The sequence below is a fragment of the Mucilaginibacter litoreus genome (assembly GCF_042676805.1).
In the GTDB taxonomy this organism is placed as follows: domain Bacteria; phylum Bacteroidota; class Bacteroidia; order Sphingobacteriales; family Sphingobacteriaceae; genus Mucilaginibacter; species Mucilaginibacter litoreus.
Genome location: NZ_JBHTHZ010000001.1, coordinates 60393 through 76815 on the forward strand (window position 1 = coordinate 60393; position 16423 = coordinate 76815).

The following is a 16423-nucleotide window of genomic DNA, read 5'->3' on the forward strand; positions in this document are numbered from 1 at the left end:
CGGATCAGATCCCGAAAAAGGATTTTAAGACAGTTGCCACGATCACCAGGAAAACACAGGAACCAAACCAAGCCGCGGCCACCTTATTCGTATCCGGCTCCCCGGCGTTCCATTTATTAAAGACCTTGATCGCCCCGATGATCCCGACCACCGCGCCGATCGCATACATCAGGCTGCAGCCCGTATCGAAATATCCCTTGACCTTATTGGTCGCCTCCTGTATACCCGCGTTGCCATCCTGCCCGTAACCAAGCGTGGCCAGCAGATCCAGGCCAATGACGGCCACTGCGAAATACACCCGCCTGAGCGATACCTGAAACGGCCTGTTCCAACTATTTTTGTTCATAAAAGCACTCCTATTTTAAAAGATCCGGCAACAGTTCTCCGATCAGCATCAGGAGCTGCTGTCTGCCGGAAACCAGAAATCAGTAAATCATTAGTTTAACAACCAGGCTACTCAGCCCTGATGGCGAACCCTTCCGGGTCATCCAGGAAAGCTTCGACATCCGCAGCCTGCAATTCAAAAGGCAATTGCTCCGTACCCAGCCCGACGATATGCGCCAGCACCGCCTGCCAGTTCGGGCTTTGCCGGATCTCCGGATAACGGCCCAGTAAAGCCTCCAGGTGTTCCAGAAAAGTAAGCAGCCCTTTGCGGTAACGCCCCGCATAATCAAACACCGGCTTCAGCTCTTCCAGGAAATCCGCCACCGTCCCCTGCAGAAAGCCGGGCTGATCCGCCGCCGGGTAAACCACTTCCGGCACCGCAAAACGGATATCGGACATACTCACCCGACTCAAACCCGGTACTTCCTGCGCCTTACCCATCAGCTCCTCCTCGCTGCTTTCCAGCACATCCACGCCGCGTTCCCACTGGTGCGGCAAAGGTTCATTGGCTACCAGAGACGAATCCGCAGCGCCGCCTGCCCTTCGGCCGATAACAGCCTGGTCAGCACTACCACCCGTCTTCCCTTTCAGGTACCAGGAGATCAATAAAAAGCCGTGCCAGACCAGGGTCAGCACAGCGGCAGCGATCAGAAAATGCTGCCAGGTGAATTGATGTAAGATCATCGCATTTGGATTTAACTGCCGCTGCATCGCGACAGCATTAACGAAAGCAAAGTTGTACCGAATCGAAAAGGCAATTAGGCAAGTTGTCACAAATAGCCAGAATCTACGTGAAAAACAAGACTTTAGAAACCGACTGCAAATCCGGAATCTGTTCTTAAAACCAAATCTTCCTTTACCCATCAGCCCCTCCATCCTTAGTCCCATTTTGAATTTCCTTTACCCGGTACATAAGCATCCCCCTCATCCGCCTTCTTATTCACCGCATCTCTTAAGCTATCCAGGAACTTCGTCCGGCTCAGCCGCTTGCGGCGGCTGATCTCCACAAAGCGGCGGGCCGGTATCCCGATACTCACCTGCAGGTTTTCCTCCAGCCAGGAAAAGATCTCGCCGATCCCGGCCTTACCGTTGTTGAACTGACCGGAATAGAACAGCCCGTAACCCAGCTCCACCAGGTTGATACTTTCGCCTGTCCAGCGCAGCGAACGCAGGCGTTTGACCGGACCGCCCTGCGGTTCCAGCGCGCTGATCTGCGCCAGCAGCCATTCCTGCTGCCGTTCCAAAGCCCTGAATTTTGAATAGAGATAATCCGCCGCGGTCGAAAAATTAGGGTCGGGTTCCGACACATCCGGCAGCAGCAGGTGCTGCACCCTTTCCCCGCGGATAAAATACAGATGATCCATTTCCATCATCCCCTGGCGGAAATAGGCATACAGAAAAGCATACTGCCGGAAAAAACGACGGATCGCCTCCAGCTCCTGCAAATAATAATCGCGCAGCCCTCGCGGGTCGCTGCCGGCTGCTGCTGTTCCAGGTTATAGCGCGAAACCTCATAGATCAGCAGCGCATAAAACTGCGGCTTCATCGTCTTAAAGAACCAGATCTCTTCCGCCGCATCCGCAAAACCGGAACCCGACACCAAAGCCCGCAGCTCCTGCAGCTCTTCCCTGACCGCTGTAACAGCGGTCGTCATTCGCTCCAACGCCGGGGCGTCCTGTACGGCAATTCCTTCCAGCAGGTCCTTCAGACGGACATACCGGTTTTCACAATCTTCTCTGAACATCATACTACATTTAGTGAGCGCCGGGCGAACGGTGCGTTCCCGCACCTGACCATTCGACCCGGCAAAAAGTAGCCGTCATCTCATAAACATTAGAATTAAATTTTTAACAAAGGCGTAGCCGGACCCAGGCAAAAGCATGCGTCAGAGCAAAACCATCAAATAAACTGTAATTAAAAAACCCGCTTAATACCGGCAGGGCTGCCGAAGGAAACCTTAAAAAGGCGCGGGACATTGCCTGAATCAACAGAAAGGGAGTCGAAGCCCTAAAGGAAAAGACAAGCAAGCCCGCGCTTTGGCAGGCGTTGCACTCTTGTTCTTCCTTTTTATAAATTTCGACTTTTATCTATTGGAACGTAGTGAACGCTGTAGGTTATCTATATGTAATTAAAACGTATTTCTGTGTTGTGGTATTATGTTAAATCCTCCGTAAAAATATAAATAAAAACCAGTTTAACCCGCCTTCTTTTCCGTCGCCTTCTCCCAGGCCCAGGTCAGCACCTGTTCGATCGCGTCGAGCACCTCCTGCCGATCCTTCTCACGACGGATATCAATACCGGCCACCGTACTCTTATTACTTTCCGCATGCAGCACCAGATAATAGATCCCGCCTAACAATAAGGCCACGATCGCCCGAAAACTGATCGTTGTATCCGCGAAGTGCGCATTCGTCAGCGCGAGCAGCTTCGCGCCTTCCTCTTCTCTTTTCTCCGAGATGCTCCGCATCAGCGTATTCACCTCTGAGATCTGCCAGAGAATGAACTTCTGCATCTCCGGCTCCGCATAAAAGAACCGGAACTGTTCCTGCAGCAGACCCACAAATAAGCGTAGCAGCTCATCTTCCGTCTCCAGCCGCGCGGTATTTAACTGCTCCAGCAAAGGCATCCAGTAATCCTTACCGCCGATATACGTTCGGAGTAAGTTGTTCAATCCATCAAAATACCGATAGATCAGCTCTTTCGCTACCCCCGCCTGTAAGGCGATCTTATTGATCCCCAAGCCTGTGTAACCCTTTTCCCTGAGGATCTCGCCTACCGCGGCGACCAATCGCTTCATTGTTTCGTCCTTGTCTCGTTTTGCCATATATAGATTTAAGTAAATGCTTCATTCACCTCCTTTCTCAAAGAAAGTTTCTTACCTACCCATTCCCAGGCGTTCAGTACCCTGTCCAGGTGCTCCCGCGTATGCGTCGCCATCAGGCTCATCCGGATCCGGGCATTCTTGCGGGGCACCGCCGGATAACCGATCTGGTTCGCATACACCCCTGCTTCCATCAGCAGCTTACAGGCCTCCGCATTCAAAGCCGGATCCCCCGTCATCACCGGGATAATGGCCGACTGCGTATTCCCCGTATCCACTCCCAGCTCCCGCAGACCCGCCTTCAGGTATTCAATATTGTTCCACAGCCGCGTTTTCCAGAACGGCTCCTCATCGATCAGATCGATACTTTTCAGGATACCAACCGAAGCGGGTGTCGCGGTTACCGAAAAGATATGCTGCCGCGCCTGGAACTTTAAAAAGTTGATCAGGTTCGTATCCGCCACCACATAACCGCCCAGGTGGGCAAAGGTCTTGCTGAACGTCCCCGTAATAATATCTACGTTCTTAAACTGGTCATACAGCTCGATCACCCCGCGTCCCGTTTTTCCCAGCACGCCGACACCATGCGCATCATCCATCGCCAGGTAAGCGCCGTAATGTTTGACCAGTCTGACGATCTCATCCAGAAAAGCGATATCCGCCTGCTGCGAATACACCCCGTCAATGATCACCATCCGTGTCCGGTACATATCCTGCGTCTCCTGTAAGATCCTTTCCAGCTTTTCCATATTGTTATGCGGAAAGGTCTTCACGTTCGTCAACTGGCAACCCTCGTAAATACTCGCATGCACACCCATGTCCAGGATCGCCAGATCCTCCTTTTTCAGCAGGGCCTGCATCGTTGCGCTGTTGGCGGTATAACCCGTCGTATACAGCATCGCCGCCTCCCGTTTAAAGAAAGCCGCGATCTTCTCCTCGATCTCCCGGTGATAACTCATATGCCCGCCGATAGCCGGACTGGCCGCAGCGCCCACCCCATACTTTTCAATACCCGCGATCGCTGCCGCCTTCACTTGCGGGTGCTGCGCAAACCCCAGGTAATCATTGAATACCAGCGCCACAAAGGACCTGTTCGGATTACCCGGCAGGTTCAGTTCCACCTCCGGCGCACAACCCGTCAGGCTCTCCTGCTGGTAGTTCCAGTGGCCCCGCCTGTTCCAGTTCGCTACATAGCCCGCAAACTCCCTGGCCCAGCCGTAAGCATTCAGCCCGGGCATATTCTCAAAGTCCTTGAAACTCGCTTTTTCCAGTTCTAATTTTTTCATAAGCATCCTTTATTTTATAGGTTCAACTCAAAATTAAAGTACAACCTCCGGTGGTAGTGGTCACATAGCCGCGCTTTTCTTAACTTTTATTTAAAAATTTAACCGACTAAAATAAAAACGCTCATAACCAGCACTTTACTATTTAAATTTCACTACTTGCCTATTCCAATCCAGCTACCAACAACCAGCGATAAACCCAATAACGGGCTATCAAAAAAGCGCACCCGGCTACCCGGCATGCGCTCCCCTAATTAAACAAACTATTCAACTGCCTGTACAAACAGATGCAGAAGAGCGCAGACAGTAATACACTGCCCTCTTCCCCACCTTTGCTTCAGCTTCCGCCATACCGAATCCGGAACCTGCCATCCAACAGGGCATTAAATAAGGAGCCCGTCACGCCTTGACGGCGCTCCCTTATTTTTTTAACTATTTTTTTAACTGAAATCATTTTAACGGCAAATGAAAAAAACGATAAAGAACGAAGCGAATATTATCAAAGCAATGGCGCCCCGACTTGCGGAGCTGCCAAAGCACCTAAACCATCAATTTTATTGGAGCACGCCCAGCTCCTTACCTACCCGGACAAAAGCCGTAACGGCCGCCGCCAGGTGATCCGGCTCATGTGCCGCCGAGATCTGCACCCGTATCCGGGCCTTGCCTTTCGGCACCACCGGATAACAGAAACCCACCACATAGATCCCTTCCTCCAGCATCCGGGCCGCAAAACGCTGCGTCAAAGCCGCATCATACAGCATCACCGGAACGATCGGATGCCCGCCTTCCTGAATATCAAACCCCGCCGCTGTCATTCTGGCCCGGAACAAAGCCGTATTCCGCTCCAGCTTATCCCGCAGTTCCGTACGCTGAGCTAACAGATCCAGTACCGCCAGCGAACCGCCTACGATCGCCGGTGCCAGCGTATTGCTGAACAGGTAGGGGCGTGAACGCTGACGCAGCATTTCAATGATCTCCTTACGTCCAGAGGTGAAGCCACCGGATGCCCCGCCCAAAGCTTTTCCCAGCGTACCTGTGATGATATCGATCTTATCGATCACCTGATGGTATTCATGCGTACCCCGGCCCGTCTTCCCCAGGAAACCCGTACAATGACTTTCATCGATCATCACCAGGGCGTTATACTTCTCCGCCAGCGCGCAGATCTTATCCAGCTGCGCGATCGTACCATCCATACTGAAGGCACCATCGGTCACGATCAGCCGGTGCCGGTAATTCACCGCCGCCTGCAGACATTTTTCCAGGCTTTCCATATCATTATGCGCATAGCGGAAGCGGTGCGCCTTACACAAACGAATGCCGTCAATAATCGAAGCATGGTTCAGCTCATCCGAAATGATCGCATCCTGCTCAGTGAACAAAGGCTCAAACACCCCGCCATTGGCATCAAAGGCCGCCGCGTACAGGATCGTATCCTCCATACCCAGAAACTCACTGAGCTTCACTTCGAGCTGCTTATGGATATCCTGCGTACCGCAGATGAAGCGAACAGAAGACATCCCATACCCGCGATAGCAAAGCGTATCCACTGCTGCCGATACGATCCCCGGATCCGCCGATAAACCGAGGTAATTGTTCGCACAAAAATTGATCAGCTCGCGGCCATCCGCTAAAGAGATGGAGCCCCCCTGTTGCGAGGTAATCATTTGCTCCACTTTATACAGGCCCAGCGCCTGCAGATCCCGCAGCTCCTGCTGCAACTGTAATTGTAAATCTTTATACATGGCCGGTAAGTTCCTTATAGGCCGCTGCGTTCAACAGCTGGTCCAGATCGTTCAGGTTATTGAGTTTCACTTTGATCAGCCAGCCTTCGCCATAAGGGTCCTGGTTTACCAGTTCCGGTTCATCGGCGAGCAAATGATTTACGGCCAGGAGTGTGCCTCCGGCAGGCAGGAACAGATCAGATACCGTCTTAACCGCTTCAATACTGCCAAAGACCGCGTTGGCTGCCAGCGTTTCCCCGATCTTGTCCACATCCACATAGACAATATCGCCCAGCTCCCCTGCGGCAAAATCGGTGATACCGATCACGGCCTCATCGCCTTCGCGACGCAGCCATTCGTGATCCTTACTATATAATAATTCTTCAGGTGTCATTTCTTTTCAGGTTCAGATTTTAACAAATTTTTCAGCATATCCTCAACAATTGACGGCAGGTCAAACTGCGGCTTCCAGCCCCAGTCCCTGCGTGCGTATCCGTCATCCAGCCCTTGCGGCCAGGTATCTGCGATACGCTGCCGGAAATCGGCCAGATAATTCACCCTGAAATTTGGCAATCTGGCGCGGATATGCGCTTCAAATTCCAGCGGGCGCACGCTCACGCCCTGCAGATTGTAACTTGTACGGACCGTCAGCGTATCGGCCGGTGCGGACATCAGTTCTAACGTTGCACGCACAGCGTCGGGCATATAAAGCATCGGCAAGGTGGTCATGGGTTTAAGGAAACACGTATAAACTTCGCCCTTCGCCGCGTGCAGAAAGATATCAACCGCGTAGTCCGTCGTTCCGCCACCCGGTGGCGCACTATAGCTGATCAGACCGGGATAACGTAAGCTGCGTACGTCCACCCCGTATTTTTCAAAGTAATATTTGCACCATAGCTCGCCGCTGGCCTTACTGATACCGTAAACGGTCGCCGGCTCCAGGATACTGAATTGCCTGGTAAATGTGCGGTCGATATGAGCGCCAAAAACAGCGATGCTCGACGGCCAGAATACCCGCAAAGCATGCGCTTTGGCTATTTCCAGCACATTGATCAGGCCCTGCATATTCAGGTCCCAGGCTACCAGAGGCGATTGTTCGCCGCTGGCAGATAACATCGCAGCCAGGTGATAGATCTCCGTGATGCCTTCGTCGATCACCATACGGTGCAAGGCGATCTTATCCATCACGTTCAGGGGATTGCCGCCGCGGATATCTGTTGCAATGACTGCCGCATTACCATGACGTTCCCGCAGCGCGTTCGCCAGTTCCGTTCCCAGCTGACCGGCAGCTCCCGTAACCAATATTCTGGTAGCTCTGGTTTTCATCATCAGGTGGTTTGAGGGTTAAGCGCAGCAGGAGCCCCGGAGAGAGGCCCGTCTGCGACAACCAATTGATGAGCAGCGTTATGACCTGTCACCTGCGCGCCATCTGCACTTTTTAACAAATAATGCTTCAGGTCCTTTCCGCTGAACTCAGCGTATTCTTTGCCCAGGCTGGCCAAGCCGCCCGAAGCAGGCATTTTGGTCAGGTTCAGCGTGCAGCCGCCGAAGCCGCCACCCATCAGGCGCGCACCCAGAAAATTGTCGCGCACCGCCGCCATCCGCCAGAGCTTTTCGATCTCCGGACAGCTGACCTGGTATAAATCAGCCAGCCCACGGTGGCTTTCATTCAGCAACCGGCCGAATGCGGCCATATCCCTGGCTTTCAAAGCGGCGACGGCTTGTTCCACCCGGCTGTTCTCCTCCAGGAAGAAGCGTGCGCGCTTATAGGCAACCGCATCCTCGTGCAGGACACATTCCTGCAGGTGGCTGACCGACAGATTCCGCATGGCGGTAACGCGCGGGTAACGCACCTGCACCAGTTCCAGCGCCCGGCGGCACTCCTGTTTACGCAGGTTATATTCTGTGGCAGCCAGGCTGTGCTTCACCGCGCTGTCCAATAGCAACAAACTGTGCTTGGGTAGTTCCACCCGGATATAATCGAATTGCAGCGTGCTGAAGTCCATTTTCAGCGCATAGCCCTTTTTGGCGAACAGGCAGGCATACTGGTCCAGCAGGCCGCACTGTACACCGGCAAAAGTATGTTCCGCCCTTTGGGCCAACAGCGCCATTTCATGGCGGTTCAGCTTTAATTCAAATAAGGCATTCAGCGCCATCACCGTTGCGCAGCACAGCGCGGCCGACGAGGACATCCCTGTACCGACCGGTATATTGCCGCCGGCATCCAGTTCAAAGCCTCCGAGGCGGTGACCGGCTTCCAGCAGCGCATGACAAACGCCCTGCACATAAGTATGCCAGGTACCCGGCGCCGGCCGAAGGTCCTGCAAAGGCAGGTTGATACCACCAAATTCGGGTGACCATAGCACCAGAAGTTCATCGGTTCGCGGGCGAACCGTGACCTCGATATAACGATCGATAGCCATCGGTAAGGCCAGACCACCATTGTAGTCGGTATGCTCACCGATCAGGTTGATACGGCCGGGGGCACGTACAATAATTTTTTTTCTTAAACTCATGACAGTTCAGGTGTTGTTTTGAAGGTCTGCTGAATATAGGTCGCCAGGGTCAGCAGCACACCGGTCATCCCGGCCAATGCCCAGGGACCGGGTGGCCGAAGCTGACGCACCAGACTCTCGCCTAATAAAGTAAAAAAGATCACCAGCACCTGCATCGCTTCCACCGCTGCCATCGCCATCGGCTGGCGCTGCGTCAGGTTCAACGCCTTAAAGAATAATACACAACCGATCAGCCCGGCAAAAAATGCTGCGCTGAGACTGCCCGCCAGCTGCACCTTGCCGGGCAGCCCGGATTGTACATAAGCATAAACCGCCAGCGTGATCAATACCGGCAGACTACCCAAAGTCATGCCCAGCGAACGCTGCAAAGGATCCAGCTTCAAGCGGCGCGCTTCCAGCCGCAGCAATAACATTCGATTACACAACGGCCATAACACCGCTGCTAAAAAGGCCAGCAGCAAACCGATGACCGCCCACCATGAATAATGCATATGCTGCAGCTGGTCAAACTCCATCAAAGCCAGACAGGCCAGTAAACCCAAAGCCAAGGCCAGCGCCCGGCGCGGCACAACCGCCCGGTGATCCCTATAGATCAGCGGCGCTAACAGCAAACCCGTCAGGATCGTCGTCATAAAAGCCGCCGTCACCAGCCAGGCCGGTAAAAAATGCGTCGCACAGACCAGTAAAGTATAAAACCCACCAAAACCCAGGTTCCCCCAAAGCAGAAACGCCAGCGGTAAAGAACGCAAAGCCGCCAGTAAAGGCAATAAACGCTTCCGGCTGGCCACCACCCCGACCAGCATCGGCAGCAGCAGCAAAAACCGTAGCGAAGCCGTCCAGGTCCAGCTCATTCCCTGACCCTCCAGCAGACTGTTCACGATCATGCCCGTAGACATAAACGCACTGCTCAAGGCAGCCAAAATAAAAGCAGTAATCAGATGAGGTTTAGACATAACAAATTCCAAATAAGCGCCCGCCCTGACAACGGGCGCTCCGAACTATATTAAAAGATCAGTAATTTTTATAAACCGACAGCAAAATTAGCCTCAGGCCTCATCGAACTCCGGTAGATTCAGGAGAAAACGCGGTAGTTTTAATATCGTTAGAACAACTTCTTTTTTAATAGCGAGCGCCACGCTACAAAACCGGGAGCCAAAATACAGGCTGTTTGAACTAAAACTTAACATCAAATAGAGGATAAATTAATGGTAATTTGCTTTATGCAATTGTGTTACCTATCTTACCTTACCAAATCTTATCCCTGATGTTTACGCTTGATTTTAACCGACCTACACAACCTCGACTAACAGATTTTTCTGCCTGGCTCAGATTTACGCTCATTGAAAAAAAAGAGCACCTGGCGGCTGAGCTCAGGAAAGAAAAACAGCAGATCGTATATCCTTATTTGCTCATAAGTGAATCCGACGAGGTGCCCAAATCGCTGGCTGCGCACAAAGACAAAAAGCGGATCTATCTCTGTATTAATCTCGAGCACCAGGCAGACATTAATCTGATTACAAACTTTATTGTTAAGTGGCAGGAACGCATCCAACTGGTCATTTATAATATCAGCGAACACCTTTTCAGAGGGATAGAGGGACAAATCAACCTGCAGCAAACCATTTGTTATATCTATCGAGTAACCTCCCATGGTAAAAAATTCACCTGTACGCGCAACCTGGTCACGGCACCTTTTGAGCTATTGCTCAAAACTAATAATGGACAGCTAACCCTTTTTGAACAAAACACACTCGTAACCCTTCAAACCGATCTTAAACCGCAATTATCCAAGGAAAATGATGCTGATCGAATTCAGGGTTACCGTATAAAAGATTCTCACTTCCGCATCGGATCTAAAATTCACACATCGAATTTTTATTACGCGAAACGTCTTTTTCAAAACAGTGCCTACGCATCCTGTTTCGCTTTTATCATTGCTAAAGATCTCATCCGGGAGCACTTTCATAAACCGGCTTACAATAAGCCCAAACGAAATAAAAAGCAAAAGCCTGAAGGTATCACACTGATCGGATATGGTCTTTATTCTGAAATGCTTTTGAGTCTTTGTGTAAAATTCCTAAGCAGTTATCTTACATCAATACCTGTAAATCATGACATTATCAGTGACGAAGAGAACTTGCAACGAATCAAAAAACGCCAGGAGGTTTACCGAAATATTGTATTGATCATACCAATTGCCAGCACCTTTTCTACCTCAATCAAAATCGAAGAGGTGATCAGGCGTGATTTTGCCCAGGCGCATATTCTGGAGCCTCATTTAAATCTCCTTCATATTTATGATGACAGCGAAAAAAATGAGGATGGACTTACCGTCAACGAGGTAAAGTTCGGCTGGAAAAAACGGGATGCTGGAAAAAAAACGGTATGGATCAATGCACTTTCTGCGAAAAAAGACCAGCAAAAAAGGCAGCGTTATTTTATCGAGTTACCAACCACCTGGTACGATGTAAATAAATGTAAATTATGTTTTCCGGACAAACCGGAAGATGAAAGACCGCTGTTGATTACCGACAAAACTTCTGTTACGCCTATCTTGGTATTCGACACCCCACGCTCAAGAAAAATCACCGATAATCATGCGTTAAACCTTCCTAAAAATACGCTGTATCATGGGCACTATGCAAGTGATCGCGACCATTACATGTTCTATCTGGACAAAGAAAATCTTTTCAGAAGAAATCAAAAGGGTCTGACGCCCTGGCTTAAATCCCTAGCTAATCAGCCGATTTTTGAAGATCGTACCAAAAAACAATATGTTATTCTGGCTCCCGGCAACCCGTCAAACGCCGGTTTTGTTAACTTGGTTAACACCGTGTTGCTTGACGGATTAGCAACCATTATCCACTATGACCCTTCTCAGGATCATATTCAGAACTTCAGCGCATTTTACGACTCAGTAATTAATCCGGATCAACAGGAATCTGTTATTCTTTTCGTTGATGATACCCTGGTTTCAGGCGCCACATTTTTTAAGAGCAATTATTTTTTGAAGCATACCCGCTCAGATAATAACGGATTTGATGGCTGTATCATCATGCTTAATCGCTCAAGCCATTTTGTTAACAAGAATATTGTGCGAAAGCTCAAGGGTAAAGAAAAGACATTCTTCTCCTATGCAAATTTGCATTTACCTTCGATAATAGAGCTGGATGAAAGCTGTCCGCTTTGCAAGGAAAAGGAGCGCTATGAACTTCTAGCCTCGAAATCATTCCTGGACAAACTTAAAGTTCATTTTCTTGCCAAATCTGCCAAATTGCGTTTAACAGATACGGCCCACTTAAATGAAAAAAAAGACGACAACAAATACCTGATCCGCGTAGAATGCACACATTTGATTTATGAGTGGTTTGCCGATCATCACCGTCAAGGTGGGTACCATCACTTTGATAAATTGACAGATTACGAGTTATGGCGGGATCAACTACTTGGCCGAAGAACTTTATTGATAAACCATTCTGTTTTTAACAGTGCTAAAGAAATGGAAGCTCATCTCACTGAAATAGATGATGCAATTTTGAAAATTCTAACCCAATCGCCTTTTACTTACTATAAACCGGTGCGACAAAAAGTCTTCGGCTGGGTCATTACACTACTCGAACGGCAAATGCAGCATCTGCTGGCAGAAATGGAAGCAGGTCAACTCGGTTTTGAAAGCATCAGAAACCTGAAGTTCCTGATACGCCGCGCGGGCTTGCTCAATGCGAATTACCTGATATCCATCCCTTTTCTGGAATTTCTGCATCAACTTTTCGGGCCTAAAGGGGTGCCACAGTTAAGCGTAGACGTGGAAAGTGAAATATACAGTGAACGCGGTACTAAATCTAATACCGACCGTGCAGTTCTTGAAAAACAGCTTTTCACTTTGCGCAATCTTAAGGTCTTTTATCTGGCCCAAGTCAAAGAACTGCTTTATTTGAATGAGGCGCGTAGTATACGATTAGAAGAGAGGTTAATAGAATTTAACAAGAGATCGGATAATTCACCGGATTTTTTGCAGCTTCTGCGAATGCTCAGAGAAGAAAACGGTATTCTGGTACAAAATTTTTTGGAATTCATGTCCCGAGAGCCAAGCTGGAAATCGGAGCTGACGCAATATTACGGTAATCGGCTGGTCGCCGATTTTATTCAGACAACTGCAAGCAAAGACCATTATCGTTCACAAACTGCCAACGATTTTTTCAACCTTCAGGAAAACAGTGGTGTTCAAACAATCGCTTTTCAGAACTATCTTTATCTGACACACTACCTGACGAAAGAACAGACCGAAGAGAAGGAACTCAGTAAAAAAACAGGTCTGATCATGGAAAAACTTAAAGAGATCGTCTGTCCGCAGCCCGAACAATCCGGAGTATTGTTTCTTGTCAAATATAAAACAAACCGTCCGGACAACATTTTTCTGGCTTACAATGAAGCAGAACCCAGCGGCCTGCCTGAATTTGAATTAGACAATCCGGAGAATTACCTGATCCGTTTCCTGAACGGTAAACCCGACGTCAGCAAACGTTCCATCATCACCATAGTCGAACTATGTAAAAAAGATCATAAATGGAGTGACCTTTATGCCACCCTGGAAACCGGCAGTGACGGTGTACAGCTAAATTTTGAAGTACCGGAAATTTATGATCGTCTCCTGCTTTTGAGAATCAATAAACGCTATCTTAATCACAGTAACGATCCGGAATTGATTGACGAAGCTCAGGGAGTCATTTGTTTTTATTTTAAAGCCAGTGATGGAAATCCGACTGATGTTAACCGACTTCGTTATCTTCTTCTATTGAGATCGGCCATCAGTGACTTTGTTCAATCTCATCATGAACACAATGAATTCCGCGATTGGATGGATGCGGACAGTAAAAAAAGGACGGCTTTACTTACCGGACATGGTCGGGAAAGTCTGCTACTGATCCATGCTAACTATAAGGAAGACCGCTATGAACGAATTTTGGGGGCTATGCTCGTTACACAACGCTATATTATCGACCGGCAGGATTTTTTGCGGGTTGGTTTTAAGGAAGAAGCTATTGCTTTTTACAAGGAGATATTTGATAATCGGAGTGTGATTAATCGCTCGCATCTTGCGAATGAAATCGTTCCAATGGTCAAACAACTGTTTCGTTACGAAGAAATTGAAAATACAGAATCAGTCTCCGTAGATCTTGACCCAAAAATCCCGGACTTCATCTTTTCTAAGCGAATATTGGAAATGATCTGTTTTGAACTGATTGTCAATGCCAAGAAAAATCGCTGGATCTTTGCGGACGGCAAATCTGTCGAAGCTGCAGATGGAACCCATATTTATGAAAACAAAATCTGGATAAATGTGAAGCGCAGCAAATCATCCAAAGACATCATTTTTGAACTTTCTAACACCTGCCCGATGGTTCCCGACAAACGTATCCAAGCCCTCAAGTCTCAGCAAAACAACCAGCGAATTAAAGGTGCAAATGCTATAGCTGGCACAGAACTGATTGCCAGCGTACTCAATAAATTCAAATTAGGTAAAATTGACTTTTCCTGCCTTCCACTTGGGGAAGGAATGTTATTATCAAAATTTACCGTATCACTCACTTTAACAGATGCTTCCGCTAATAAATAATGGCCAAACCAAAAGTACTTATTATAGAGAACCAATATTTTCAGTTCAAACTGATTTACGATAACCTGGATACTAATTTCGAAATCGTCCCGAAACGTGATCCCGCATCCTTTAAAACTTTGATGGACCATGTCCGCATCGCGCTTGATGCAAGATATGGTAAGGATCACCTGGAAGAAGATTCTATGAGAAAAGAGAGTTTCGACTGGTTGATGCAGGAAATCAGAACATTTCAGCCGAACATTATTTTGATGGATCATATCCTTTTGGGCTATTATCTGGCCAATGACGGTATTACCCTGGCAGAGTTCCTTCGGAAAGAAGAAATTAATACGCCAATTCTTTTCTTAAGCCGGACGGAACAGAATGACAGCCGGGTCATCAAAGTTAAAAGCAAAGTCAGCCGCTGTGAATGGATCCATAAACAGCTTTCCGGTCACGAGCTGCTGAGTGAAAGTTATTGCGAGGAAGTACTTATCCCCCACATGCACGCACTAAGAACCAGCATGGATTTTGAAGAATTCACCCAGATCACGGTTGCGCTGCAAGAAGAGCTCAAAAAGATGCAAGTTCCCGACAATTACGATAAGGCCCTAAAAAAAATTGCACGGATCAAAACCAGGCAATACATTGAATCAACTGAGTTGGAGAAGTTGAGGGCATGGTATAACACCCTAGGCGACCGGGCAGAACTTGATCGCTTTATGAAAAATTTTGATCTATGAGATATTACTACAGAACACTCGATTTTTTTAACAACTACGGCAACAACACCCTTTTAAATATTTATATCGGCATGTTCGGCGGCTTGCTGATCAATGTATATACCGGTACGCCTGATACCCAGATTTACCATCCTGCAATGATCCTGCTTAGCACCGACCTTATAATCTCCATCATACTGATCATCCTAAACGAAAAAATCAGCGAATACCGCCCGACAGGAACCGGCGAGATCCGCAGCGAAACTATGCGCAAAGCATTAAAAGTTATTGGCAAGCAGGCTAACTGGCTATATTTAGCCGGTTATATACTTTTCTTTATCTTACTCATTTTAGGTGTCTGGAAATATGTCGATGCCAAACACGAGACACTTAAAAAACCGGACGAACAAAAAACGCTTATCGAAATGATTGAAAAGTTAGAAAAAAGAAGCCAGCACAATGAACAACTACTCCTTGAGCTACAAAAAACGGTGCGACGACCGGCAGCTTCAACCAGTAACAAGCCACCTACCAACTCTGCTCAACCGGCGACGAGACGGTAATCATGCGGACTCATCCCTACCGCGCGCCGAAATACTTTGGCGAAATTGGAGGGATCTTCCAATCCTAACATAAAAGTAATCTCCCTTACCGAACGATCTGTGGTAGTCAGCAAAGCTTTTGCTTCTAATACCGTTCGCTCAGCGAGCAGACCGGCCACGTTCGTACCCAGCGATTCACGACACCAGGCATTCAGTTTCCACAATGGCACGTCCAGCACCGAGGCATAATAATCCGCATGCGGCTGTACCATATAATGAGCTGCGATCAGCCTTTTCAATTCCTTCAGCACCGGATAATTCCTACCATGCGAGCGAACCCGTTTACACTGATCCGCACATTGCAATAAACAACCCAGTAATACCCGCAGCTGGTTGATCAGCATCGGACTCAAAGCATTCTGCAACACCGTTCGCTGCAGCAAAGCCCACAGACAGCAAAAATTTGCTGATTCCTCTTTATTCAAATCAATAAAAGGCTGGTCAAAAATCTCCTCCGCATCTATCCCTCCTACTCCTTCCATCAATCCCGAAAAAACAGGAGCCGAAAAGGTCAGCATCCAGCCATCCAAGACGGGTTCTACAATCTTATGCACCTGCCCTTCCGAAACGGGAAACACCCTTCCTGGAAGCAGTTCCAAAGCTTCAAAATCCACCTCATGTACACCCGAGCCTTCCGTAATCCACAACAACATATAGAATCGATGCCGGTGCGGAACAAAAGATCCGGGATTGATATAATCCCGGATCCTCGTCACCTGTAAAGGTTCCTGGCTTAACATCGTTTGAAAAGGTAGTAAACCTGACATGACTT

The 16423-nt window shown here is 48.7% G+C and carries 15 protein-coding genes; 3 read left to right on the plus strand and 12 right to left on the minus strand.

What is annotated here, in order from left to right; all coding sequences use genetic code 11:
* Nucleotides 1-4: 4 nt before the first annotated feature.
* From ACFQZX_RS00320 to ACFQZX_RS00370, 11 genes are all read right to left on the minus strand, one after another.
* A complete protein-coding gene (locus tag ACFQZX_RS00320) occupies nucleotides 5-346 on the minus strand; it encodes a DUF4134 domain-containing protein (RefSeq protein ID WP_377110747.1) in 342 nt (113 codons plus the stop codon).
* Nucleotides 347-453: 107 nt separating this feature from the next.
* Complete coding sequence (locus tag ACFQZX_RS00325; protein ID WP_377110748.1) at nucleotides 454-1095, minus strand: hypothetical protein; 642 nt, start codon at nucleotides 1093-1095, stop codon at nucleotides 454-456.
* Nucleotides 1096-1262: 167 nt separating this feature from the next.
* Nucleotides 1263-1829 (minus strand): RteC domain-containing protein, encoded by a 567-nt coding sequence (locus ACFQZX_RS00330; protein WP_377110749.1) that lies wholly within the window; start codon nucleotides 1827-1829, stop codon nucleotides 1263-1265.
* The gene (locus ACFQZX_RS00335; RefSeq protein WP_377110750.1) at nucleotides 1754-2131 is read right to left on the minus strand and encodes a hypothetical protein; all 378 of its coding nucleotides are present in this window, start codon (nucleotides 2129-2131) and stop codon (nucleotides 1754-1756) included. The genes ACFQZX_RS00330 and ACFQZX_RS00335 overlap by 76 nt, the downstream gene beginning before the upstream one ends.
* Before the next feature lie 447 nt (nucleotides 2132-2578).
* Entirely contained in the window at nucleotides 2579-3208 is a 630-nt protein-coding gene (locus tag ACFQZX_RS00340) for a TetR/AcrR family transcriptional regulator (protein WP_377110751.1), read from the minus strand.
* Between the two features lie 8 nt (nucleotides 3209-3216).
* Entirely contained in the window at nucleotides 3217-4491 is a 1275-nt protein-coding gene (locus ACFQZX_RS00345) for an aminotransferase class I/II-fold pyridoxal phosphate-dependent enzyme (RefSeq protein ID WP_377110752.1), read from the minus strand.
* A 551-nt stretch (nucleotides 4492-5042) separates the two neighbouring features.
* A complete protein-coding gene (gene kbl / locus ACFQZX_RS00350; protein WP_377110753.1) occupies nucleotides 5043-6233 on the minus strand; it encodes a glycine C-acetyltransferase in 1191 nt (396 codons plus the stop codon).
* Entirely contained in the window at nucleotides 6226-6606 is a 381-nt protein-coding gene (gene gcvH / locus ACFQZX_RS00355) for a glycine cleavage system protein GcvH (protein WP_377110754.1), read from the minus strand. Before gcvH ends, kbl begins: the two co-directional genes overlap by 8 nt.
* Nucleotides 6603-7541 (minus strand): NAD-dependent epimerase/dehydratase family protein, encoded by a 939-nt coding sequence (locus ACFQZX_RS00360; RefSeq protein WP_377110755.1) that lies wholly within the window; start codon nucleotides 7539-7541, stop codon nucleotides 6603-6605. Before ACFQZX_RS00360 ends, gcvH begins: the two co-directional genes overlap by 4 nt.
* On the minus strand, nucleotides 7541-8728 hold the full coding sequence (gene galK / locus ACFQZX_RS00365; protein ID WP_377110756.1) for a galactokinase: 1188 nt from the start codon (nucleotides 8726-8728) through the stop codon (nucleotides 7541-7543). Before galK ends, ACFQZX_RS00360 begins: the two co-directional genes overlap by 1 nt.
* Nucleotides 8725-9681 (minus strand): multidrug resistance efflux transporter family protein, encoded by a 957-nt coding sequence (locus tag ACFQZX_RS00370; RefSeq protein WP_377110757.1) that lies wholly within the window; start codon nucleotides 9679-9681, stop codon nucleotides 8725-8727. The genes galK and ACFQZX_RS00370 overlap by 4 nt, the downstream gene beginning before the upstream one ends.
* 311 nt (nucleotides 9682-9992) lie before the next feature.
* On the opposite strand from ACFQZX_RS00370, the gene ACFQZX_RS00375 reads away from it, so the two are divergent.
* Genes ACFQZX_RS00375 through ACFQZX_RS00385 form a run of 3 tightly spaced genes read left to right on the plus strand, consistent with a single transcriptional unit; the run spans nucleotide 9993 to nucleotide 15612 of the window.
* The gene (locus ACFQZX_RS00375; protein WP_377110758.1) at nucleotides 9993-14345 is read left to right on the plus strand and encodes a hypothetical protein; all 4353 of its coding nucleotides are present in this window, start codon (nucleotides 9993-9995) and stop codon (nucleotides 14343-14345) included.
* The gene (locus ACFQZX_RS00380; RefSeq protein ID WP_377110759.1) at nucleotides 14345-15070 is read left to right on the plus strand and encodes a hypothetical protein; all 726 of its coding nucleotides are present in this window, start codon (nucleotides 14345-14347) and stop codon (nucleotides 15068-15070) included. The genes ACFQZX_RS00375 and ACFQZX_RS00380 overlap by 1 nt, the downstream gene beginning before the upstream one ends.
* Nucleotides 15067-15612, plus strand: a complete 546-nt coding sequence (locus tag ACFQZX_RS00385) for a hypothetical protein (RefSeq protein ID WP_377110760.1) — start codon at nucleotides 15067-15069, stop codon at nucleotides 15610-15612. The genes ACFQZX_RS00380 and ACFQZX_RS00385 overlap by 4 nt, the downstream gene beginning before the upstream one ends.
* On the opposite strand, the gene ACFQZX_RS00390 is transcribed toward ACFQZX_RS00385, so the two are convergent.
* The gene (locus ACFQZX_RS00390; RefSeq protein WP_377110761.1) at nucleotides 15591-16418 is read right to left on the minus strand and encodes an AraC family transcriptional regulator; all 828 of its coding nucleotides are present in this window, start codon (nucleotides 16416-16418) and stop codon (nucleotides 15591-15593) included. The two genes, ACFQZX_RS00385 and ACFQZX_RS00390, sit on opposite strands and share 22 nt — an antisense overlap.
* Nucleotides 16419-16423 lie beyond the last annotated feature (5 nt).